Source organism: Klebsiella sp. RCJ4, assembly GCF_009025755.1.
In the GTDB taxonomy this organism is placed as follows: Bacteria; Pseudomonadota; Gammaproteobacteria; order Enterobacterales; family Enterobacteriaceae; genus Klebsiella; species Klebsiella michiganensis.
Window position 1 is genome coordinate 303,483 of sequence record NZ_WCIN01000037.1, and the last position, 23,151, is coordinate 326,633.

Here is a 23,151-nt window from a genome sequence, read left to right on the forward strand (position 1 = left end):
ACCCACAGCGCTACTGCATATATCCCATCGCCAGGCCGAGAAATAGCACCAGCCCCACGTAGTTATTGTTCATAAACGCCTTAAAGCAGGCATCGCGTTCGCGTTTAAATATCAGCTTCTGCTGCCAGGCAAACAGCGCCGCGGCGATAAACAACGACCAGTAATACTCCCAGCCCAGCCCGCTCAGCCAGCCTACCGCGGCCATCAGACCCAGTACCGCCACCTGTAAAATACCGATGATTAAGCGATCGTTGTCGCCAAAGAGAATCGCCGTCGATTTGATACCGATTTTGACGTCATCATCACGATCGACCATCGCATACTGGGTATCGTAGGCCACCGCCCACAGGATATTGGCGAGGAACATCAGCCAGCAGCTCAGCGGCAGCGATTCGCTGACCGCCGAAAAGGCCATCGGGATCGACCAGCCGAACGCCGCACCCAGCACGACCTGAGGCAGGTGGGTATAGCGCTTCATAAACGGATATACCCATGCCAGCGCCAGCGCCGCTACCGACAGCAGAATGGTCATGGTGTTCAGGGTCAACACCAGCAGAAACGAAAGCAGCACCAGCACGACAAACAGCGTCCGCGCCTCCTTTTCGCTAACGTCGCCGCTCGGCAACGGGCGGTGGGCCGTCCGTTTGACGTGGCCGTCAAACTTGCGATCGGCATAGTCGTTGACCACGCAGCCTGCGGCGCGCATCAGCCAGACGCCGGCGACAAAAACGGCGAGGATCCATAGCGGCGGTATCCCCGGCGTCGCCACCCACAGCGCCCATAGCGTCGGCCACAGCAGCAGCAGCGCGCCAATCGGTTTGTCAGTACGCATCAGGCGGTGAAACGCCAGCAGCTTGTTCTGCGTCAGACTCCACTCCATTTCATTTTCCTCTTAATACAACGGCGATGCAGGCAAAAACAGTTCCGTCAGCAGCAGCGGTTTGCCGCTCAACCGGAGGCGGGAACGACGCCCCCACAGCTCTGCATGACGACCAATTTCAATAAAATCACGGGTTAGCGTCGATGACGTGAAGAGATAGCGGCCCAACGGCGTTTGCCCCAGCTGTTGCAGCGCCAGTTCGGGGCCGCTCAGCGTTGATTCGGGCACTATCGTGCGCCCGGCCAGCCAGGGTTCACCGTTGGCGCAAAGAATGATTTCCCGCAGCCAGTAGCGGGGTTCGCTCGGTAACAGGGGCGCCTCACCGGCCAGCGCGTCGCGTCCAACAAAACCTTCGTTAACCATGATGACGCTGACTTTCTTCCCCTGCTGCTCAAAGCGTTTGGTCATTGAGTCTTCCAGCAATAGCCAGTCGCGCAGATGCGCATCCAGCGGGGGCATAGCGGCAAAATAATGCAGCGCACGCAGTTGCGTAAGCGCAGGATGTGGCATGCCTGAATCTCCGGTACATAACGTAAAGGTATTGTATCGCAGAATGGGGCATCGGGGGCGGGCAAACGTCAATATACGATCATCCGCGCAACAGCCGTGCAACAGAGGCTGCGGCGCGCTAAAAAAAAGTGCGCCCTGACGGACGCACCTAAAGGCTGTGCCTAAACATCAGCATTGCGGGGAGACGGTCACCCCTTGCCTTTTACACTGCTGATAAAGGTGGAACGAGCAGATTTCGAGCCAAGACGTTCAGCTTCGTTCATCAATTTCAGGGCTTTATCGATATCGCCTTTCGCAACCGCCTGCTTAATGCCGTTGTTGAAATAGGTTTCGGTGTCATCAAGCATCGGTTCGCTTTTCGCCGCCGGAGCCGGGGCCGGCGCGACAACCGGCGCGGCGGTATTGCCGACGGTCACCGGGCCATTGCCGGAAGAGCCAAACAGCGGACCAACCAGCACGCTGGAGCCGCTATTGGTTTTGACTTTTAGCTTCAGCACGCCATCGGTGGTGTGGCGGGCAATCGGGTCTGGAATATCCGGCACGGCATTGCCCGCGCCTTTAGCGTAAGCTTTCGCCGGATCCAGCAGAGTCGTGGTTTGTTGTAAATCTTTTTCCGTCGTAAAGACCAGCACGTAAAGCTTCTGCTGCCCCAGCGCCGGGGTCAGGCGCATGACGCCTTCAAGCCGATCCGCGGTCATCACGCCGGGCTGCTGATAGGTAAAATAGCTGCTGGGGAAGAACGCGGATGGCGTCATATTCTGATCGAGAATCAGCACGTTCGGCGCAAAAATCTGTTTTTGCTTATTCACTTCGCTCGTGAGCGTCAGGGTCAGTTCGCCAATATTCGCCGGAACGCTCCAGGCCGCAACCGGGCCGGAGATGCCGGCAACATCCAGGCGCTGGCCGCCCGTGAGTAAATCAACGGTCTGCGTTTTAGATTGATCGACTGGCGTCCAGACGAGCTGCTGCAGGGCAGCACCGGGGATGGCGGGCGCTGCGCTGGTGTTTTGCGGGACAAAGTTGACGTCAGCAAGGCTCATTCCCGGCGCGCATGCCAACATTCCTGCGGATAAACACAGGGCGACGAGAGTTTTCTTCATTTTCATTGTTCTCACCTCGGATAGCGTAGGTTTAGCGGTGGCCAGGCAATAGCGCGCTAATCCTGAAGAATCAGGAGGGGCAGAGCCCCTCCGTGTCACTACATGATTACGGCGGTGTTACCACCAAACTTCCATCTGCGCACCGAAGGTCACTTCGCTATCGTTACCGCGGCTGGAGGTGTAAACCCCGTTACCGCTGCCGTCTTTAGTCTGCAGACCGGAGGTGTTGCTGTAGCCCCAGTTCTCATCCCATTTTGCGTAGGTCGCGAAAATACGGATTGCCGGGCGAGACCAGACGCTGTTACCCGCCTGCCATTGCTGGGCCAGGGTAATTTTGTACTGGTTGTTGTTTTCGCTGGTGCGCTGGGATTTCACGTTGTCGTAACCGACTTCCAGCTGGGTGCTCATGATCGGCGTCCATTTGTACATCGGACGAACACCGACGGTGTACCAGGTAGAACCGTTGTTGCTGTCCAGATCCACGTCCTGGTACATCGCAACGTACATCAGGCCCCAGTCATCGTTGAAGTCCATCGCGCCGTGATCCAGAACGCGGATCATGCTGCCGTTGTTATCGATGCTGGTTCCCTGGGAGTGACCGCTGTTCCAGGAGGTCATCGAGTCGGTCGCATACTGAACAACAAACTTGTTGAAGCCACCCCAGATAGACTGAGTATGTTCACCGGTGAACATCCAGCCGTCTTTTGATGCGCCATCAACCAGACGGTAATCGTCCTGCGGGTTAGCGCGGCCATAATCCACGCCTAACTCCAGTACGCCGCCCGGGTTGATTTCCATACCGGCCAGACGCACGTCAAAGACGTCGTTTGCGGTTTTAGCAGCAAATTTCTTGGTGTCATCGCTGGAGAAAGTGTAAGAACCGCCGCTTTCTGAGTTACGCGTGGCTGCCAGAGAGAGTTTACCGAAGCCAAGGTCAACGTTTTCCAGACCCGCACCCGGGCCGGAGATATCCCAGTAGTAGAAGTCGATCATGTGAACGTCATGACGCTGGTAGAAGCGCTTACCGGCCCACAGGGTAGAACCCGGCAACCAGTCAATCAGGTTTTTACCCTGGATGTTAGCTTCACGAAACGCCGGAGAGGTACTTTCCCAGTCATCTTCCTGATTTACGGAATAAGCGACGTTAGTATCGAAATAAAAACTCTTATCACCTTCTTTCCACAACTCCTGGCCCAGCTTCAGTTCCGCATAGGTTTCACATTCGTTGCCAAGACGGTATTTGCTTTGAGCGCCCGTGGCTTTGAAGCACTGTTGCTCACCGCCGCTGCCGGTCCAACCGATACCAGAACGAGCGTAGCCGTGGAAATCAACGGCCAGCGCCTGAGCAGACATAACGCCTGCCGCAACGGCGACCGCCAGTGGAAGTTTGCGCAGAGTAATCATCATTCTATCTCCTGAGATCATTGCTTTTCTTTGAACACTTCACCCTTCGGGCTGCCTCTTTGTTGGCTGCGCTCACTCACCCTGGTCACGTACTTTTGTACGCTCCCAGGGATTCATTCCCTTGCCGCCTCGATGCAGCGCGAATGGTTTTGTGTTTTTTTTTAGTTAGAAGCCTTACACGCCCGGCTCTTTATGCAGCCGACGACAAGCGGTGCCATCCTCACGGAATAAATGGCAGCGCTCCGGCGGCAAACCGATGGCGAATGTGGCTCCCTCTTCTACCAGCACCACGTCGTTCTGGCGGTAAACCAGGTTCTGACGGATGGATGGGATCTGAATATGAATTTGCGTTTCGTGGCCGAGCTGTTCGACCACCTGAACTTCACCTTCGAGGGTGACGTCGGCGATATCGCTGGGCAGCAAATGTTCCGGGCGAATCCCTAAGGACATGTTGGCGCCGACCTGAACGCGGGCGCTGTCCACCGGCAGCCAGACCTGTTGACGGTTTGGCAGCTCCACCTGCACCTGCTCAATGGCGGTAGCGGTGACTTTCACCGGCAGGAAATTCATCTTCGGCGAGCCAATAAAGCCCGCGACGAAACGATCCGCCGGGTAGTGATAGAGTTCGAGAGGCTTCCCGACCTGCGCGACGCGACCGGCGTCCAGCACCACAATCTTGTCGGCCAGGGTCATCGCTTCGACCTGGTCGTGGGTCACGTAAATCATCGTGCGGCCAAGACGCTTATGCAGACGGGAAATCTCAATGCGCATCTGCACGCGCAGCGCGGCATCGAGGTTAGAGAGCGGTTCATCCAGCAGGAACACGCGCGGTTCAGCCACCAGAGTACGGCCAATCGCCACGCGCTGACGCTGACCGCCGGAAAGCGCTTTCGGTTTGCGCTCCAGCAGATGGGCCAGCTGAAGAACTTCCGCCACCTGAGTCACGCGCTGGTTAATCAGCTCTTTTTTGGCGCCGGCCAGCTTCAGGCCAAAAGACATGTTTTCCGCGACGGAAAGGTGGGGGTAAAGCGCATAAGACTGAAACACCATCCCGATACCGCGCTCGGCGGGCGGGACATCATTCATTCGGGTATCGCCAATCAGCAGATCGCCGCTGGTCACCGTTTCCAGCCCGGCAATCATACGCAGCAGGGTGGATTTGCCGCAGCCTGATGGCCCAACAAACACGACGAACTCCCCATCCTGGATCTCGAGATTGATATCTTTCGATACCACTACGTCACCCCAGGCTTTCGTTACATTTCGCAGCTGTACGCTCGCCATGCCCTTCTCCCTTCGTTACAACCTGTCACTTAACGACACATTCAAGATGGGCTGACTATGCGGCATTCATAAATAGGGTAAATCCTCCACCCCCCGGCTTTTTTATGGGGGAGGAGGCGGGAGGATGAGAGATTGCGTCTCGCCGCCGGGGGGGACGGACGGACGTCGATTTCGTGATGTAGCCTGCAAAATTGGCCGCCTTTTTATGTGCTCCAGGACTCATAACCGGCATTTCTGTAATGGAGATCACACTATCGGGGGATGGGGCGTAGACATGGGGAGGATGGAAAGAGGTTGTTAAAAAAGGAAACTCATCACCGTTAAGCCACTCAAGTGTATCCACGAGCACATCACCAAATAGGACGGGTATATGAAAATCAAAACTGGCGCTCGCATCCTCGCGCTGTCTGCATTGACCACGATGATGTTTTCCGCCTCTGCCCTCGCAAAAATCGAAGAAGGTAAGCTGGTTATCTGGATTAACGGCGACAAAGGCTACAACGGCCTCGCTGAAGTGGGTAAAAAGTTTGAAAAAGACACCGGCATTAAAGTCTCCGTAGAGCATCCGGATAAGCTGGAAGAGAAATTCCCGCAGGTTGCCGCGACCGGCGACGGCCCTGACATCATCTTCTGGGCTCACGACCGTTTTGGCGGCTACGCGCAGTCCGGCCTGCTGGCGGAAATCACCCCGGATAAAGCGTTCCAGGACAAACTCTATCCGTTCACCTGGGATGCGGTTCGCTATAACGGCAAGCTGATTGCCTACCCGGTTGCCGTTGAAGCGCTGTCGCTGATCTATAACAAAGACCTGGTGCCAAACCCGCCGAAAACCTGGGAAGAGATCCCGGCGCTGGATAAAGAACTGAAAGCGAAAGGTAAGAGCGCGCTGATGTTCAACCTGCAAGAACCGTACTTCACCTGGCCGCTGATCGCCGCCGACGGCGGTTATGCATTCAAGTTTGAAAACGGCAAGTACGACGTGAAAGACGTAGGCGTGGATAGCGCTGGCGCGAAAGCGGGCCTGACCTTCCTGGTCGACCTTATCAAGAACAAACATATGAACGCCGACACCGACTACTCCATCGCGGAAGCGGCATTCAACAAAGGCGAAACCGCGATGACCATCAACGGTCCGTGGGCGTGGTCTAACATCGATAAGAGCAAGGTTAACTACGGCGTTACCCTGCTGCCGACCTTCAAAGGCAACCCGTCTAAACCGTTCGTTGGCGTACTGAGCGCCGGTATTAACGCCGCCAGCCCGAACAAAGAACTGGCGAAAGAGTTCCTCGAAAACTACCTGATGACCGATCAGGGTCTGGATGAAGTGAACAAGGACAAACCGCTGGGCGCGGTCGCGCTGAAATCCTTCCAGGAAAAACTGGAAAAAGATCCGCGTATCGCCGCCACCATGGCTAACGCCCAGAAAGGTGAAATCATGCCGAATATTCCGCAGATGTCCGCCTTCTGGTATGCCGTTCGTACCGCAGTGATCAACGCAGCTAGCGGTCGCCAGACCGTCGATGCGGCGCTGAAAGACGCGCAGGCTCGTATCACCAAGTAATACGGTTTCCCTTATTTCTTAGGGAATAAGGTTTGTTGAATACGTTGTTACGCGAAATCATTCGCGCTACATCGAGGCGGCAAGGATGCAAATCCCCAGGCGCTTACATCAGTAAGTGACTGGGGTGCGCATCCGCAGCCAACAAAGAGGTAGCGCGAAGGATAAAGTGTAAAGAGGATGATCCCCATGGATGTCGTGAAAAAGAAGCACTGGTGGCAAAGCCCGCAGCTCACATGGTCTGTGATCGGCTTGCTGTGCCTGCTGGTGGGTTACCTTGTTGTTTTGATGTACGCCCAGGGGGAGTACCTGTTTGCCATCATGACGCTGATTTTGAGCTCGGTTGGCCTGTATATTTTTTCCAATCGCAAGGCCTACGCCTGGCGCTATGTCTATCCGGGTCTCGCCGGGATGGGGCTGTTCGTCCTGTTCCCGCTGATCTGCACTATCGCTATCGCTTTCACCAACTACAGCAGCACTAACCAGCTGACCTTCGAACGCGCCCAACAGGTGCTGATGGACCGCTCCTTCCAGGCGGGCAAATCCTACAACTTCGCGCTTTATCCGGCGGGAGATGAGTGGAAGCTGGCGCTGACCGACGGCGAAAGCGGCAAAAACTATCTTTCCGACGCCTTTAAATTCGGCGGCGAACAGAAGCTGGCCTTAAAAGAGGCAGACGCCCTGCCGGAAGGCGAGCGCGCCACGCTGCGCGTGATTACGCAAAACCGTACCGCCCTGAACCAGCTGACCGCCGTGTTGCCGGATGAAAGCAAAGTCATTATGAGCTCCCTGCGTCAGTTCTCCGGTACCCAGCCGCTGTACGCGCTGGCCAGTGACGGCACGCTGACCAACAACCAGAGCGGCGTGAAATACCGTCCGAACGCCGAGGTCGGTTTCTATCAGGCGATCAACGCCGACGGTAGCTGGGGCAGCGAAAAGCTCAGCCCGGGCTACACCGTGACCATCGGCTGGGATAACTTCACTCGCGTGTTCCAGGATGAAGGCATCCAGAAACCGTTCTTCGCGATTTTCGTCTGGACGGTGGTGTTCTCCGTTCTGACCGTAATTCTCACCGTTGCGGTCGGCATGGTGCTCGCCTGTCTCGTCCAGTGGGAAGCTCTGAAAGGTAAAGCGATTTACCGCGTACTGCTGATTCTGCCTTACGCCGTACCGTCGTTTATCTCGATTCTGATTTTCAAAGGGTTGTTCAACCAGAGCTTTGGTGAGATCAACATGATGCTCAGCGCGCTGTTCGGCATCAAGCCGGCCTGGTTTAGCGACCCGACCACCGCGCGTACCATGATTATCATCGTCAACACCTGGCTGGGCTATCCGTACATGATGATCCTGTGCATGGGCCTGCTGAAAGCGATTCCTGACGATTTATATGAAGCCTCGGCAATGGATGGCGCTACGCCGTTCCAGAACTTCTTCAAAATTACGCTGCCGCTGCTGATCAAGCCGCTGACGCCGCTGATGATCGCCAGCTTCGCCTTTAACTTTAACAACTTCGTGCTGATTCAGCTGTTGACCAACGGCGGGCCGGACCGGCTCGGCACCACCACGCCGGCGGGCTACACCGACCTGCTGGTGAGCTATACCTACCGTATCGCCTTTGAAGGCGGCGGCGGTCAGGACTTCGGCCTCGCGGCGGCTATCGCCACGCTGATCTTCCTGCTGGTAGGCGCCCTGGCGATTGTTAACCTGAAAGCCACACGTATGAAGTTTGATTAAGGGAGATAACGATTATGGCTATGGTTCAACCCAAATCTCAGAAGCTGCGCCTGTTCACGACGCACCTCCTGCTGCTGATTTTTATCGCGGCGATTATGTTCCCGCTGCTGATGGTCATCGCTATCTCTCTGCGCGAAGGGAACTTCGCCACCGGTAGCCTGATCCCCGAAAGTATCTCCTGGGAGCACTGGCGGCTGGCGCTCGGCTTCAGCGTCGAACACGCTGATGGTCGCGTCACGCCGCCCCCCTTCCCGGTGCTGCTGTGGCTGTGGAACTCCATCAAGGTGGCAGGCATTACCGCCATTGGCATCGTCGCGCTCTCTACCACCTGCGCTTACGCTTTTGCCCGCATGCGCTTCCCGGGTAAAGCAACGCTGCTGAAAGGGATGCTGATTTTCCAGATGTTCCCCGCGGTGCTGTCGCTGGTCGCGCTGTATGCCCTGTTTGACCGTCTCGGCCAGTACGTGCCGTTCGTCGGCCTGAATACCCACGGCGGCGTCATCTTCGCCTACATGGGCGGTATCGCGCTGCACGTCTGGACGATCAAAGGTTACTTCGAAACCATCGACGGCTCGCTGGAAGAAGCGGCGGCGCTGGACGGTGCGACCCCATGGCAGGCTTTCCGCCTCGTGCTGCTCCCGCTGTCGGTACCGATTCTGGCGGTGGTGTTTATTCTGTCGTTCATCGCGGCGATTACCGAAGTGCCGGTGGCCTCCCTGCTGCTGCGCGACGTAAACAGCTATACACTTGCGGTCGGAATGCAACAGTATCTCAACCCGCAGAACTATCTGTGGGGCGACTTTGCCGCCGCGGCGGTGCTTTCCGCCATTCCGATTACCGTGGTGTTCCTGCTGGCCCAGCGCTGGTTGGTTAACGGCCTGACGGCTGGCGGAGTGAAAGGTTAATTTTTTTGTAACACCCGCCCCAAATTTCAGATGAGGGCCGGCGGTTTAGCGGTAATACGCGACCCCAACCGGGTATTACCGCCGTCGCCCTCAGCTGAAAAAGTAAGGCAAATGCCACTGCTATCCTCAACTGGACCCTACATAAATTCTATTTGTGACTGTTGGTCAGCGGCCCTGGAGGCCGCTTTTTTTTATTCGCGCTTCAGACGGTTGGAGTTACACAGCCAGAGCGTTATCACCAGAATCAGGATCGCCGCGGAGTAAATCAGCACCGCCATAGGCGACTCATGATCGATAATGATCAGGCGGACGATTGCGGTGATGCCGATATAGACAAAGTAGCGCAGCGGGAAGTGAAATCCCGACTCAAAGTACTTCACTATCAGCGCGATAAACTCGAAATAGAGGAAGTAGACCACCAGCCCTTCCACCAGCTTGTACTTGCTGACAGGCTCCGGGGTGAACAGGACATGCGCCAGATGCAGCGTCTCCTTTCCCAGAAATACGATCAGAATGACCCCCAGGCACAGCAGGCCAAGATTCAAAACGGTTTGCATTGCGGTTGCAATAAAACTCACCAACGGACGATAAACCGGCGGCATAGGTACACCTCATCATCATGATTTCCTGTGACCTGTATAACGCAAAAATGTGATCCAGATCTACATTTGTGAGTCCCTTCTTTCCACTGCTTGCCTTTCTCATCTCCGACGAAATTCGTAAAAAGAGAAATTTTTACTTTCGGCAACGCTGTGAGGTAGTTAACTAAATCCCTTTTTATGTTCAAAAAACAGAATATAAATACCCGTCAAATCAGTTAATTAACCATAATAAGATCACAATTTTACAATATTGTAATAAGCGAATATTTTTCTCTTTCAGGCATAAATTACGCCCGCATTAGAGTAAGTTTTTCCTTAGAAATTGACTTAGCATACTCGCAGATTAATAAACCCTCGTTAGCGGAACGATATAAAACATGATTACTGAACACTCATCCCTGTTTATAAACTGGCTAAAAAAAGAAGTGGCTCCGGCATTAGGCTGTACGGAACCCGTTGCTATTTCTTTTACCGCAGCTTACGCAGCGAAACATTTAGATACGGCTTGTCAAAATATTAGCGGTTTTATTTCTGCGAACCTGTACAAGAATGCGATGGGCGTAACTATTCCGGGCACTTCCGTCAGCGGGGTGGCGCTCGCAGCCGCGATCGGCGCATTTGGTGGCGATGCGGATAAAGGTTTAAAAACGCTGGAGGGAATTACCGAACGACATGTTGAATTAGCCCAGAAGTTAATTGCCGATGGCCAGGTCAATATTAGCGTGCAAGACACCCCTGATTTTATTCATCTGGATCTGACGCTAACGGGCGGCGAAAAGAGCTGCCGCGTGGTGGTCAAGGGCACGCATACCAATATCGTTGAGCTGTATATTAATGGCGAAGCGCAGGTGCTGGCGGACAAACAGAGTACGGTAACGCAGCAGGAAACATTAGCCACCTTTTCGCTTGCCGAGGCCTTTGATTTTATTAGCGAGGTCGAATTCGCCGACATCGCATTTATTCTCGAAGCCGCCCGGCTCAATTCGGCGCTGGCGGAGGAAGGTAAAAGCAAAAAATACGGCTTGAACATCAACGGCACCTTCTCTGATGCGGTAAAAAATGGCCTGCTCAGCAACGACCTGCTGAGTAAAGTCATCATCAATACCGTCGCCGCATCCGACGCGCGAATGGGCGGAGCCCCCGTCGTCGCGATGTCTAACTTTGGTTCCGGTAACCAGGGTATCGCCGCCACCATGCCGGTAGTGACGGTCGCGGAGCATCTTAACGCCGATGAAGAGACCCTCGCGCGGGCGCTGGCGCTCTCCCACCTGACCGCCATATCGATCCACTCCCGCTATACGCGTCTGTCCGCGCTATGCGCGGCGTCCACGGCAGCGATGGGCGCCGCGGCCGGCATGGCGTGGTTATTTACCCGTGACCTGCAAACAATTAATACCGCTATTATTAATATGATCAGCGATATTACCGGCATGATTTGCGATGGCGCCTCTAATAGCTGCGCAATGAAAGTGTCGTCCGTGGTTTCCAGCGCCTTTAAGGCCGTACTGATGGCGATGCAAAATAGCTGCGCTGGCTCTAATGACGGCATTGTTTGCGCTGACGTTGAGCAGACTATTAATAATCTCTGCCGTCTGGTAATTAAGCCTATGGCCTATACCGATAAAGAAATCATCAACATTATGGTAGCAAAGTAATCATTAATTAGCGTTTTAATGTACCTTACACAAATAATTAATCTCCTGAATACAACAGGTATTGCTTATGAACAAAAAAGTGATTCTACGGGGTATGAGCGCCATACTTCCCCTGTGCATCGGCGACTTTCCGTTTTCATTTATTGTCGGCGCGCTAAGCGTTAGCGCCGGGATGAGTATCTGGCAAAGTACGGCATGGTCGACGATTGTCATCGCCGGTTCGGCACAAATGCTGGCGTTAAATATGCTAAAAACCGGAGCGAGCCTTGGGGTAATTATATTCACCACGCTGATAATTAATCTTCGCCATGTGCTTTATAGCGCCTCTATTTCCAGTACGGTACGCGAAGCCTCCTTCTTTAAAAAATGCTTTATGGCGTATGCCCTGACCGATGAAGTGTACGCCACGACGGTGAAAGAGATGGAGGAGAATAAAAAAGATAAATATCTTTTCTATTTTTCAGCAATGCTGACGTTTTGGTTCGCCTGGGTGCTGGCCGATTTCCTTGGCGCTCTGGTTGGCGCCTCTTTTCCGCACATTGAAAAATATGGTCTGGACTTCGCGATGGTCGCCGCATTTATCGCCATCGTGGTCCCACAAATCAAAAGCCAGGCCTGCACCGTCGCCGCCGTTGTTGCTGCCGTATCCGGGGTACTTTTGGTCGTACTGCCCTACTCGTTAGGTATCGTCGTCGCGTCCGTACTGGGCGTAATGGCGGGCCTGAGCGTCGATCTCGCCGAAGAGCGTAAACAGGCGCAGGCCGCTGACAAACTCTCTCTCGAAGGAGCGCTGGAAAATGAGTAATAGCTTTTTTATCGCCCTGACGCTGGGCATGGCCGCCGTGACCTTTCTTATTCGCTTCTCGTTCATTGGCCTCGCCGGGAAGATTCAGATGTCGAGCCGGGTCAGCAAGACGCTGCGTTTTGTGCCGGTAACCGTGCTGCCGGCCATCATCACGATTCAGATCCTGAGCGTGAACTCCAGCATGGAGTTCGATTTGAAAAACCCGAAGGTGATCGCCGCGATTATCTGCACGCTCGCCAGCTTCCGCCTGGGCCTTGTCTGGGTCGTCGTCAGCGGCGTCGGTTCACTGGTTTTGCTCAACTATTTCATGTAACCACCTATCAGAAGGAATCAACAGAATGATAATTACCACCGCCGCTGCGCCTGCCGCCATTGGCCCGTATGTTCAGGGAGTAAACCTGGGTACCATGACGATGACCTCAGGGCAGCTCCCGGTCAATCCGCAGGACGGCACCATGTCTGACGACATCGCTCAGCAGACGCGACAGTCGCTGGATAACGTTAAGGCTATCGTTGAAGCGGCGGGTTTGCAGGTGAAAAACATCGTTAAGACGATGGTCTTCGTCAAGGATCTGAATGACTTCGCCACCATCAACGCGGTGTATGAAGCGTTCTTCACCGAACACAACGCGGCCTTTCCGGCCCGCTCCTGCGTTGAAGTCGCCAGACTGCCTAAAGATGCGGGCATTGAGATCGAAGCCATCGCCGTCGCCTGATCCCCAGCCGGAGGCCCTCCTCCGGCCACTTCTTATCCCCCCACTTTTGAGGTTTACCCGCAGCGAACTTTACGGGCAAAATATCGCCACTTCTTTGCGAGGAACGCAGAATGCTAAAGATTCGTCTTGCACGTCCGGAAGATGCGGCTTTACTCAACCAGATGGCCAATGCCAGCTATCGCCACCACTTTGCCCACCTCTGGCACAACGCCGATGAAATGGAGCACTACCTGCAGCAAGAGTATTCCATGGCCGCACTGGCGCACAGTCTGGCCGATCCGCAGTGCTGCTGGTTGATTGCTGAGGCAGAGGAGCCAATTGGCTTTGCTAAATATGCCTGCCGCCAGGATATCAACCCCGAAGGCCCAACGGGTACGCTATTGCATAAACTCTATCTATTACCTGACGCTACCGGGCATCGCTACGGCGAGCAGATTTTTCGCGCCGTCGAGAAGCGAGCGAAAGAGACCGGTGAAAGCTGGCTATGGCTGGAAGTGCTCGCCGCGAATACCGGTGCCCGCCGTTTTTATGAACGTCAGGGGATGCAGCACGTGAAGGATGTGGCATTTCATTCTGCAACCCAGGAAAGCACACTCCATATTCTGGCTAAACCAATCTGAGAGGCAGCATGCATACCCTTCGTGAAACCGCCATTCGCAACGTCGCCAGCGGCGAAAACGTGGTGATTTACCAGCCCGCCAACCTTTACGACTGCACGCTTGGCGATAACGTCTTCGTCGGGCCATTTGTGGAGATTCAGGGCCATACCCGTATCGGCAACGACAGCAAAATTCAGTCCCACACCTTTATCTGCGAGTACGTGACCATCGGCGAGCGCTGTTTTATCGGCCACGGCGTAATGTTCGCTAACGATATGTTCCGCGAGGGAAAACCCAACGCCGACCGCGAGAGCTGGGGAAGAATTGTGATTGGCAACGATGTGTCTATCGGCAGCGGGGCAACCATTCTGGCGGTCAGCATCTGCGATGGAGTCGTGATTGGCGCGGGCAGCGTGGTGACCAAATCCATTACGGAGAAAGGCGTGTGGGCCGGGAACCCGGCAAAGCTGCTGCGGCGGCTATAACAAAAATGCCGGCCACATGGGCCGGCATTGCGAACGTTTTAGCGATTATGCGCGCCAGGATTTATAGCGGTTAATCAGGCCGTTAGTGGAGCTGTCGTGGCTGCTCACTTCGGAACCATCTTTCAGCTCCGGCAGGATGCGGTTAGCCAGCTGTTTGCCCAGCTCAACGCCCCACTGGTCGAAGGTGAAGATATTCATAATCACGCCCTGGGTGAAGATTTTGTGCTCATACAGGGCAATCAGCGCGCCCAGGCTGAACGGCGTAATTTCACGCAGCAGAATAGAGTTGGTGGGGCGGTTGCCTTCAAACACTTTGAACGGCACCACGTGTTCCAGGGTCGCCGGATCTTTACCCTGATCGCGATATTCCTGCTCAACCACTTCGCGGGATTTACCAAACGCCAGCGCTTCGGTCTGCGCAAAGAAGTTGGACAGCAGCTTCGGATGGTGATCGGACAGCGGGTTATGCGTAATCGCCGGCGCGATAAAGTCGCAAGGCACCATTTTGGTCCCCTGGTGAATCAGCTGGTAGAACGCGTGCTGACCGTTGGTACCCGGCTCGCCCCAGATGATTGGGCCAGTCTGGTAATCCACGGCGTTGCCGTTACGGTCAACGTATTTACCGTTGGATTCCATGTTGCCCTGCTGGAAGTAGGCGGCAAAACGGTGCATATACTGGTCGTACGGCAGAATCGCTTCGGTTTCAGCGCCGAAGAAGTTGTTGTACCAGATACCGATCAGCGCCAGCAGCACCGGCAGGTTTTTCTCAGCCGGCGTGGTGGAGAAGTGTTTGTCCATCGCGTGCGCGCCGGAGAGCAGCTCAACAAAGTTGTCGAAGCCGACGGACAGGATGATGGACAGGCCGATGGCTGACCACAGAGAGTAACGGCCGCCAACCCAGTCCCAGAACTCAAACATATTGGCGGTATCAATACCGAACTCGCCAACCGCTTTACCGTTGGTCGAGAGCGCGGCAAAGTGTTTTGCGACGTGCTTCTCATCGCCGGCGGTCGCCAGGAACCAGTCGCGCGCGCTGTGGGCGTTGGTCATGGTTTCCTGAGTGGTAAAGGTTTTCGACGCGACCAGGAACAGGGTAGTTTCCGGGTTCACCGTTTTCAGCACTTCGGCAATGTGGGTACCATCGACGTTAGAAACAAAATGCATATTCAGGTGATTTTTGTACGGGCGCAGCGCTTCGGTCACCATGAACGGGCCGAGGTCGGAGCCGCCGATACCGATGTTGACGACGTCGGTAATCGCTTTACCGGTGTAGCCTTTCCAGCTGCCGGAGATAATGGCTTCGGAGAAGGTTTTCATCTTCTCAAGCACGGCGTTCACTTCCGGCATCACGTCTTTGCCATCAACCAGAATCGGAGTATTGCTGCGGTTACGCAGCGCAACGTGCAGCACCGCGCGGTCTTCCGTGCGGTTAATCTTCTCGCCGGAGAACATGGATTTAATGGCGTCTGCCAGGAAGGTCTCTTTGGCCAGGTCCTGCAGTTTTGCTAACGTCTCTTCGGTGATGCGGTTTTTGGAAAAATCCACCAGCATCAGATCGTCGAACGTGGCGGAGAATTTAGAGAAACGATCGCTATCTTTCGCGAACAGATCCGCGATGGTAACGTCTTTCATTTCATCAAAGTGTTTCTGTAATGCCTGCCAGGCAGAGGTCTGCGTTGGGTTGATGTTTTTCATTAGCAATACTCTTCTGATTTGAGAATTGTGACTGCGGTCGATTGTAGCGCCGGTGACGAAAAATTGTGATGATTTTTGTGTTATGCCGATGATACGCGTCAGGATTAGAGCCAATTTGGCGCAAATCGCCCCCCATAGTATAGACATCATAAGGCTTTTTTCTGTCAGCGACTCGCGCATGAAAAATCCGCATAACCCTGACGTTGACATACTTCGCCTGAAGCCTTTATATAACGGCAGTACCTACATATACGTAGGTATGTATGGATCGCGCATTTCACGCTACAGCGAAAGGGTATTGCAGGGGGGTATAATGTCCCGCGTCCCCCTGGCAAAGTGAAAGACGTCGGTAATTGCCAGAAGAGGTGCGTTGCCCAGGTAACCGTATTGGAGGAGCCAGTCCGGGGAAAATACGTGAGGGGGAGCAACGCCGAGGTGAATAAGCGTCTGGTTACGCTCATCACCGGCCACAGGGGCTGAATCCCCTGGGTTGTCACCAGAAACGTTCGCAGTCGGGCGTTTCATACTCGCCGTCTGATGCACAGCATCGGCAAGCGGGTCTACAAGGTGGAGCACTTCTGGGTGACATCGTAGTTTGTTTATCGCTCTGCGCCCACCCTGTTTTTCGCTCTTCCCTTGTGCCATGGCTGAATAATTTGGCCTGGCTTATTAAGACATTTTATTGCAATCCGGTTGCGTCCAGCCCCGCCAGGATTGGTTTTCTGGAATCGTTTTAATAAGTCAGGCCCCCTGACACGAGGTTGTTATGACAGACTTAGTTGTAGCCAAGTTCGGCGGCACCAGCGTTGCCGATTTTGATGCCATGAACCGTAGCGTGGACGTCGCGCTGCTGGACGCCAATACCCGCGTGGTGGTGCTTTCCGCCTCAGCGGGGGTGACCAACCTGCTGGTCGCCTTAGCGGAAGGGCTGGAACCCGGCGAACGTTTCGCGAAGCTCGATGCCATGCGTCAAATCCAGTTCAATATTCTGGAGCGTCTGCGCTATCCCAACGTTATTCGCGATGAAATTGAGCGCCTGCTGGAAAACATCACCACCCTGGCGGAAGCCGCCTCCCTGGCCAGTTCAACCGCGTTAACCGACGAACTGGTCAGCCACGGCGAACTGATGTCTACTCTGCTGTTTGTCGAGATCCTGCGCGAGCGCGGTATCGCCGCCCAGTGGTTCGACGTGCGCAAAATTATGCGCACCAACGACCGCTTTGGCCGCGCGGAACCGGATATTGCCGCCTTATCTGAATTAACCCAGCAGCTGCTGGCCCCGCGTCTTGCGGAAGGCGTGGTGATCACCCAGGGCTTTATTGGCAGCGAAGCCAAAGGCCGCACCACCACGCTTGGCCGCGGCGGCAGCGACTATACCGCCGCGCTACTCGGCGAAGCGCTAAACGCCACCCGCGTCGACATCTGGACCGATGTTCCGGGTATCTATACCACCGACCCGCGCGTCGCCCCGGCGGCCAAACGCATTGACGTTATCGCTTTTGAAGAAGCGGCGGAAATGGCGACCTTTGGCGCGAAGGTCCTGCATCCGGCTACCCTGCTCCCCGCCGTGCGCAGCGATATTCCGGTATTCGTCGGCTCCAGCAAAGAGCCGAAAGCCGGCGGCACGCTGGTGTGCAAAAACACCGAAAACCCGCCGCTGTTCCGCGCGTTGGCGCTGCGCCGCAAGCAGACGCTGCTAACCCTGCACAGCCTGAATATGCTGCACTCACGCGGTTTTCTGGCCGAGGTATTCAGTATTCTGGCCCGTCACAGTATCTCCGTCGATCTGATCACCACGTCGGAAGTGAGCGTGGCGCTAACCATGGATACCACCGGTTCGACGTCGGCTGGCGATACCCTGCTCACCCAGGGACTGTTGACCGAACTTTCCTCTCTGTGCCGCGTTGAGGTCGAGCAGGATCTGGCGCTGGTCGCCATCATTGGTAATGAACTGTCGAAGGCGTGCGGCGTCGGTAAAGAGGTGTTTGGCGTACTGGACCCGTTTAATATTCGTATGATTTGCTACGGCGCATCCAGCCATAACCTGTGCTTCCTGGTCCCGGGTGCGGATGCCGAAAAAGTGGTGCAGAAGCTGCATCATAATCTGTTCGAGTAATAGCGAATAAAATGGCCCGCCATTTCTGCCGGGCCATTTTTAGTTTCCCATCACCGTGGTCATCAGCAATCTGTCCAACTCCCTGATATCACCGCGCCGGCTCTCAGGCAGCGCTGGCGGGATTGCGCCTCTGAGCAGCTCGGACTGAATAAACGCATGCAGCAGCGGTCGACGCGGGCCGTCTTCCGCCTCTCCTGCGCGCTGTTTACGTTCCAGCAGCTCGTCTATTTCCGCACGTAGACCCGCTGCCAGCTCGCTTCCTGCCAGCAGTTCATCAAAGCGCATCGGCGGCACGCCTTTTCCCGCCTCAACCCAGCGGACGGCCAGCAGCGGGCGCAGTACGTAAAAGTACTTTTTCAGCCGCACCAGTTCGCCTTGCAGATAGCCGCGAAAATTTTTACGGGCCATCGAATAGTAATGCCAGCGGGCGCGAACCGGAGAAAACCAATGCGGTATTACTTTCTTCAGCGCCTGAACCGTTGCGTCATCCTGCTGATACACCACCGGTGAATCCAGCCATTCGATCAGCGTCGGGTTCGCCCCTTTCAGCAGACCCAGCGCCTTGCGCCACTCCCAGCCGCAGACGTCCAGCTCATCGTCGATGGGCAGCTCAATAACATCGCGCGGGGGCTCCACCCGCAGGTACCACTCCAGCGGGTGAACGTAGAGAAACCGCACATCATAATCGCTGTCCGGCGAGGCAAAGCCCCAGCCCCGGCTGCCGGATTCGCAGGCGTAGAGCACTCTGACGCCGTAGCGCTGCTCCACCTCTTTTAACTGCCGCCGCACCTTATGGCGCATGGCGGCGCTTACAGCGTGATACGTCATTTTCATTATCCTTTTAGATTCACCAGGCCATGCAGCACCTGGTCCAGGCCGCCGAAGACCGAGATTTTATCGATGCGCTCCGCCACTCTTTCCAGCGTTTCCAGCTCTTTTAAGCGCAGCGCGACCGGGTTGTTCTCCATCACCTTCGCGGTGTTGAGCAGCGAGCGCGTCGCCGCGGTCTCTTCACGCCGGCGGATCACGTTCGCCTGCGCCGATTTCTCCGCCTCCACCAGCTGCGACAAAATGGCTTTCATGTCGCCGGGCAGCACAATATCCTTCACGCCAAGCGACGCGACGTCGATACCAAATGCCGCCATGCGCTCGGTGACCTGCGCGCTCACGACCTCATCAATGATTTTCTTATCTTCCAACAGCTCATCCAGCGTTCGCGTTCCGACGGCTTCACGCAGCGCAAACTGCAGTTCGCGATACAGATGGTCCAGCGGCTTCGTCAGCTGTCCAAACGCCTGCAGTACATCGCTGTAGCGCCAGTTCGCCGCCAGATTTAAACGCAGGTTCACTTTATCTTTGGTCAGAATCTCCTGGCCGCCAACCTCCAGCACCTGCAGGCGGGTATCAACCACTTCAGCTTCCACCAGGTGATTGACCTTCCAGTACGCGCTCAGGCCAGGCTGCAGCAGCGATTGTGTCTCGCCGTCGATTTTCAGCACCCCGACGTGCCACGCCGGCACCGATACGGTGAGGATCGCTTCGCGGCCTTTTACCGCCCCGTGACGTCGCGGCTGCAGCACCGCATTCATGATGTCAGCCGGAACCGCAACCTGCCGGGTATCGATACGTAGCAGCTGAATTTCATCACCGGCGGACCAGTACAGTCGGCGCGTCGAAGGCGGTAAAATTTCCTGCAGCACACCGTTGGCATACAGCGCCCCGGCCTCGACATCCGTCAAATCCGCCGCCAGGCAGTAGCGTTCAATCCATTCCGGCTGAAAGCGTCGTAAATACTCCGCCAGCGCCTCCGGCACTTCGCTGCCGTCCCGGTTAACGATCAGCACTTCGGGGACGTTGAACCACGGCAGGCGATGCTCGCCCGCTTCCAGAACCTGATAGTAGTCACCCTGACGGGATAAAAGGCCAAGCTGACCTTTACGTATCGTGATTTTCTTCGTCATTTTTTGTTCCTTAGCAAAATCAGGCGCGGGTGCAGGGGCGAAGCCGCAGGGGAACTCCCTTTTGCCTGCGGCACGGCGCCTTTACCGGCGGCCTGCTGTGGGGCGTGCTGACTGCGCATCACCCCGCGTTATTTCTATGATTAACGACCAGTTTTCATTGGAGATGAAATCGGGAATCGAACCCATTGGTGGTCATCGGCTGACGGAACGCGCCCGAAAAACGGCCTGTACCGTTCCTGGCGTGCCGGCGAGGTTTAACCCCCCTGCGTTTTCAGCGTCGTGACGGAAGGGATATTGCCAGTTGCGTGCCAACAATAAAAAATGCGAGAGTTATTTTTCAATCAATTGATTAATAACGCTTTTGTTTTTAATTCAAACGGTAACGCTTGCCGCCGGCAGCAGGTTTTTTTATCTTTAAATATCGAAACTTATCTTTTGGGATAAACATGAAAAAGCGGCGAGTGGTCATTGGCGTCCTCGGAACGGTGCTGGACAAACGCGGCAAGCGGGCGAATCGCTTTAAAAAATGGCGGCCTACCGTTGGGCTATGCCAGCAGGCCGATTTTCCTGTCGACAGGCTGGAGCTTCTCCACCAGCCGCGTGATGAAAATATGGCGCAAAAGCTGATTGACGATGTCGCCCAGCTTTCGCCGCATACCGAAGTGCGCCCGCATACGATTGAGATAAACGATCCGTGGGATTTTGAAGAGGTCTACGCGGCGTTTCTCGACTTCGCCAACCGCTATCGCTTTGATACCGAAAACGAAGAGTATCTGGTGCATATCACCACCGGGACCCACGTGGCGCAGATCTGCTGGTTCCTGCTGACCGAAGCGCGCTATCTCCCCGCCAGCCTGCTGCAGACCAGCCCTGCGCCGAAAGGCGCAGCGGATGACGCCGTCGCCGCCGGTATTTACTCGGTGATCGATCTGGACTTAAGCCGCTACGCCGCGCTCACTAGCCGCTTTCAGCGCGAGCAGCAGCAGTCCGTCTCCTTCCTGAAGGCGGGTATCGAGACGCGTAATGCGACGTTCAACGCGCTTATCGATCGTATTGAGCGCGTGGCGATCCGATCGACCGATCCGATCCTGCTGACCGGCCCAACGGGCGCCGGGAAGTCCGTCCTCGCCAAACGTATTTTTCAGCTTCGTCAGTCGCGCCATCGGGTGGCGGGAAAATTCATGGCGGTAAACTGCGCCACGCTGCGCGGTGATAACGCCATGTCCACGCTGTTTGGACATGTCAAAGGCGCGTTTACCGGCGCGGTTACGCCTCGCGCCGGGCTATTACGCGAAGCCGACGGCGGCGTGCTGTTTCTCGATGAAATCGCCGAGCTGGGGCTGGATGAGCAGGCTATGCTGCTGAAGGCCATCGAAGAAAAAACCTTTTTCCCGTTTGGCTCGGATAAAGAGGTGCACAGCGACTTCCAGCTGATCGCCGGCACCCATCGCGATATGCAGCAGTGGGTAGCGGAGGGGCGCTTTCGCGAAGATCTTTATGCGCGCATCAATATGTGGCGCTTTGCCCTCCCCGGCCTGGCGCAGCGGCGGGAAGATATTGCGCCGAACGTGGAGTATGAATTACGGCGACTGGCCAACGAGCGGCAGACGCAGATCCGCTTTGATAAAAACGCCCGCGAACGCTATCTGGCCTTTGCCTGCTCGCCGCAGGCGCAATGGCGCGGCAATTTCCGCGAGCTAGGCTCCTCCGTGGCGCGTATGGCGACCCTGGCCGAGCAGGGGCGCATTACGCTGGCCGTTGCGGAAGAGGAGATAATGCTGCTGAAAGAGAGCTGGCAGCTCACGACATCTTCTCCTGATATTGCAATGGAAATCGATCTGTTCGATCGCCGCCAGCTGGAAACGGTGCTGGAGGTCTGCCAACGCAGCGCTTCGCTCTCCGAAGCCGGACGCGAGCTGTTCGCCGTCTCCCGGCAAAAAAAGGCCAACCCTAACGATGCCGACCGCTTGCGCAAATATTTAGCGCGCTTCGGACTCAGCTGGGAGCTTATCCGCAGCGGAACATGAGCATAATTTGTTTGAATAATATGTCTTAGCACGATAAACAATAGCGATGGCCGGGCTCGATCCCGGCCGGTCTATAACAAGCAAACACAACTTACGTGCAAGGAAAACAACATGCTCGCCACGCTTACGCGGCTGTTCCCATTATGGGCGCTGCTGCTCTCGGTTATCGCCTATTACACGCCATCCACTTTTACCCCCGTTGGCCCGTGGGTCCCGACGCTGCTGATGCTGATTATGTTCGGCATGGGCGTGCATCTGAAAGTCGACGATTTTAAGCGCGTGCTTTCCCGCCCCGTGCCGGTCGCCGCAGGCATTTTTCTCCACTACCTGGTGATGCCGCTCGCCGCCTGGCTGCTGGCGCTGATTTTTCACATGCCGCCCGAGCTCTCCGCCGGGATGGTGCTGGTCGGCAGCGTCGCCAGCGGTACGGCATCCAACGTGATGATCTTTCTGGCAAAAGGCGACGTCGCGCTCTCAGTCACCATCTCATCGGTTTCCACGCTGGTTGGCGTGGTCGCCACCCCGCTGCTGACGCGTCTGTACGTGGATGCGCATATTCAGGTGGACGTGATGGGGATGCTGCTCAGCATTCTGCAAATCGTGGTGATCCCGATTGCGCTGGGGCTGGTAGTGCACCATCTGCTACCGAAAGTGGTGAAGGCGGTGGAGCCGTTCCTGCCGGCCTTTTCGATGGTCTGCATTCTGGCGATTATCTGCGCCGTGGTGGCCGGTTCCGCATCGCATATCGCTTCCGTAGGCTTTGTGGTGATTATCGCCGTCATCCTGCATAACACCATCGGCCTGCTCGGCGGCTACTGGGGCGGACGGCTGTTTGGCTTTGACGAATCCACCTGCCGCACGCTGGCGATCGAGGTGGGAATGCAGAACTCCGGACTTGCCGCCGCGCTGGGGAAAATCTACTTTGGCCCGCTGGCCGCGCTGCCCGGCGCGCTGTTCTCAGTCTGGCACAACCTGTCCGGCTCGCTGCTGGCCGGCTACTGGTCAGGGAAGCCTATCGCCGACAAACCGCGTAAACGGTAAAAGAGCGCGAATAACCCGTAATTTTCCCGGCTTGCGCTGCGCTTAGCCGGGCTACGGTCCGTGCAGCTTGCGGG

21 protein-coding genes and 1 riboswitch are annotated in these 23,151 nt (G+C 55.8%); of the genes, 12 read left to right on the forward strand and 9 right to left on the reverse strand.

Annotated features, from left to right (window positions below):
- Positions 1 to 10 precede the first annotated feature (10 nt).
- The 5 genes from ubiA to malK form a co-directional block, all read right to left on the reverse strand.
- Positions 11 to 880 (reverse strand): 4-hydroxybenzoate octaprenyltransferase, encoded by an 870-nt coding sequence (gene ubiA / locus F8562_RS14945; RefSeq protein ID WP_014227538.1) that lies wholly within the window; start codon positions 878 to 880, stop codon positions 11 to 13.
- A gap of 12 nt (positions 881 to 892) precedes the next feature.
- On the reverse strand, positions 893 to 1,390 hold the full coding sequence (gene ubiC, locus F8562_RS14950) for a chorismate lyase (protein ID WP_014227537.1): 498 nt from the start codon (positions 1,388 to 1,390) through the stop codon (positions 893 to 895).
- Between the two features lie 188 nt (positions 1,391 to 1,578).
- Positions 1,579 to 2,496, reverse strand: coding sequence for a maltose operon protein MalM (gene malM / locus F8562_RS14955; protein WP_014837132.1), 918 nt, complete (start codon positions 2,494 to 2,496; stop codon positions 1,579 to 1,581).
- A gap of 111 nt (positions 2,497 to 2,607) precedes the next feature.
- On the reverse strand, positions 2,608 to 3,897 hold the full coding sequence (locus tag F8562_RS14960) for a maltoporin (protein WP_014227535.1): 1,290 nt from the start codon (positions 3,895 to 3,897) through the stop codon (positions 2,608 to 2,610).
- A gap of 171 nt (positions 3,898 to 4,068) precedes the next feature.
- A complete protein-coding gene (gene malK / locus F8562_RS14965) occupies positions 4,069 to 5,178 on the reverse strand; it encodes a maltose/maltodextrin ABC transporter ATP-binding protein MalK (RefSeq protein WP_004097762.1) in 1,110 nt (369 codons plus the stop codon).
- 370 nt (positions 5,179 to 5,548) lie between these two features.
- Here malK and malE point away from each other — a divergent pair, with 370 nt between their 5' ends.
- The 3 genes from malE to malG all read left to right on the forward strand — a co-directional run bounded on the left by malE (position 5,549) and on the right by malG (position 9,375).
- Positions 5,549 to 6,739, forward strand: coding sequence for a maltose/maltodextrin ABC transporter substrate-binding protein MalE (malE, locus tag F8562_RS14970; RefSeq protein WP_014227534.1), 1,191 nt, complete (start codon positions 5,549 to 5,551; stop codon positions 6,737 to 6,739).
- A 186-nt stretch (positions 6,740 to 6,925) separates the two neighbouring features.
- Positions 6,926 to 8,470, forward strand: coding sequence for a maltose ABC transporter permease MalF (gene malF / locus F8562_RS14975; protein ID WP_014227533.1), 1,545 nt, complete (start codon positions 6,926 to 6,928; stop codon positions 8,468 to 8,470).
- A gap of 14 nt (positions 8,471 to 8,484) precedes the next feature.
- Positions 8,485 to 9,375: a maltose ABC transporter permease MalG gene (gene malG, locus F8562_RS14980; protein WP_004097756.1), complete on the forward strand. Its 891-nt coding sequence runs from the start codon at positions 8,485 to 8,487 to the stop codon at positions 9,373 to 9,375.
- A gap of 191 nt (positions 9,376 to 9,566) precedes the next feature.
- Here the strand turns inward: malG and psiE are convergent, their stop codons facing one another.
- On the reverse strand, positions 9,567 to 9,977 hold the full coding sequence (psiE, locus tag F8562_RS14985; RefSeq protein WP_004097754.1) for a phosphate-starvation-inducible protein PsiE: 411 nt from the start codon (positions 9,975 to 9,977) through the stop codon (positions 9,567 to 9,569).
- A gap of 377 nt (positions 9,978 to 10,354) precedes the next feature.
- Here psiE and F8562_RS14990 point away from each other — a divergent pair, with 377 nt between their 5' ends.
- The 6 genes from F8562_RS14990 to F8562_RS15015 all read left to right on the forward strand — a co-directional run bounded on the left by F8562_RS14990 (position 10,355) and on the right by F8562_RS15015 (position 14,237).
- Positions 10,355 to 11,632, forward strand: coding sequence for a serine dehydratase subunit alpha family protein (locus tag F8562_RS14990; RefSeq protein ID WP_014837129.1), 1,278 nt, complete (start codon positions 10,355 to 10,357; stop codon positions 11,630 to 11,632).
- 67 nt (positions 11,633 to 11,699) lie between these two features.
- Positions 11,700 to 12,437: an AzlC family ABC transporter permease gene (locus F8562_RS14995; RefSeq protein ID WP_004097750.1), complete on the forward strand. Its 738-nt coding sequence runs from the start codon at positions 11,700 to 11,702 to the stop codon at positions 12,435 to 12,437.
- Positions 12,430 to 12,750, forward strand: coding sequence for an AzlD domain-containing protein (locus F8562_RS15000; RefSeq protein WP_004097748.1), 321 nt, complete (start codon positions 12,430 to 12,432; stop codon positions 12,748 to 12,750). Before F8562_RS14995 ends, F8562_RS15000 begins: the two co-directional genes overlap by 8 nt.
- A 25-nt stretch (positions 12,751 to 12,775) precedes the next feature.
- Complete coding sequence (locus tag F8562_RS15005) at positions 12,776 to 13,153, forward strand: Rid family detoxifying hydrolase (RefSeq protein ID WP_004097745.1); 378 nt, start codon at positions 12,776 to 12,778, stop codon at positions 13,151 to 13,153.
- 110 nt (positions 13,154 to 13,263) lie between these two features.
- Entirely contained in the window at positions 13,264 to 13,773 is a 510-nt protein-coding gene (locus F8562_RS15010; protein WP_014227531.1) for a GNAT family N-acetyltransferase, read from the forward strand.
- 8 nt (positions 13,774 to 13,781) lie between these two features.
- Complete coding sequence (locus F8562_RS15015; protein WP_004097740.1) at positions 13,782 to 14,237, forward strand: acyltransferase; 456 nt, start codon at positions 13,782 to 13,784, stop codon at positions 14,235 to 14,237.
- 45 nt (positions 14,238 to 14,282) lie between these two features.
- Here F8562_RS15015 and pgi read toward each other — a convergent pair whose 3' ends face one another.
- Positions 14,283 to 15,932: a glucose-6-phosphate isomerase gene (gene pgi / locus F8562_RS15020; RefSeq protein WP_004097737.1), complete on the reverse strand. Its 1,650-nt coding sequence runs from the start codon at positions 15,930 to 15,932 to the stop codon at positions 14,283 to 14,285.
- Between the two features lie 352 nt (positions 15,933 to 16,284).
- Positions 16,285 to 16,518, forward strand: a riboswitch (Lysine riboswitch).
- Positions 16,519 to 16,698: 180 nt separating this feature from the next.
- Here pgi and lysC point away from each other — a divergent pair.
- Entirely contained in the window at positions 16,699 to 18,048 is a 1,350-nt protein-coding gene (gene lysC, locus F8562_RS15025) for a lysine-sensitive aspartokinase 3 (RefSeq protein WP_004097732.1), read from the forward strand.
- Between the two features lie 39 nt (positions 18,049 to 18,087).
- On the opposite strand, the gene F8562_RS15030 is transcribed toward lysC, so the two are convergent.
- The gene (locus F8562_RS15030) at positions 18,088 to 18,876 is read right to left on the reverse strand and encodes a DNA polymerase beta superfamily protein (protein ID WP_014837127.1); all 789 of its coding nucleotides are present in this window, start codon (positions 18,874 to 18,876) and stop codon (positions 18,088 to 18,090) included.
- 5 nt (positions 18,877 to 18,881) lie between these two features.
- Positions 18,882 to 20,009 carry a slipin family protein gene (locus F8562_RS15035; protein WP_014227527.1) on the reverse strand — a complete coding sequence of 376 codons (1,128 nt, stop codon included), beginning with the start codon at positions 20,007 to 20,009 and terminating at the stop codon, positions 18,882 to 18,884.
- A 446-nt stretch (positions 20,010 to 20,455) separates the two neighbouring features.
- Here F8562_RS15035 and rtcR point away from each other — a divergent pair, with 446 nt between their 5' ends.
- Together rtcR and panS are read left to right on the forward strand one after the other, a co-directional pair.
- Positions 20,456 to 22,036 carry an RNA repair transcriptional activator RtcR gene (rtcR, locus tag F8562_RS15045; protein WP_042934239.1) on the forward strand — a complete coding sequence of 527 codons (1,581 nt, stop codon included), beginning with the start codon at positions 20,456 to 20,458 and terminating at the stop codon, positions 22,034 to 22,036.
- Between the two features lie 111 nt (positions 22,037 to 22,147).
- Positions 22,148 to 23,077: a ketopantoate/pantoate/pantothenate transporter PanS gene (gene panS / locus F8562_RS15050; RefSeq protein ID WP_014837124.1), complete on the forward strand. Its 930-nt coding sequence runs from the start codon at positions 22,148 to 22,150 to the stop codon at positions 23,075 to 23,077.
- Positions 23,078 to 23,151 lie beyond the last annotated feature (74 nt).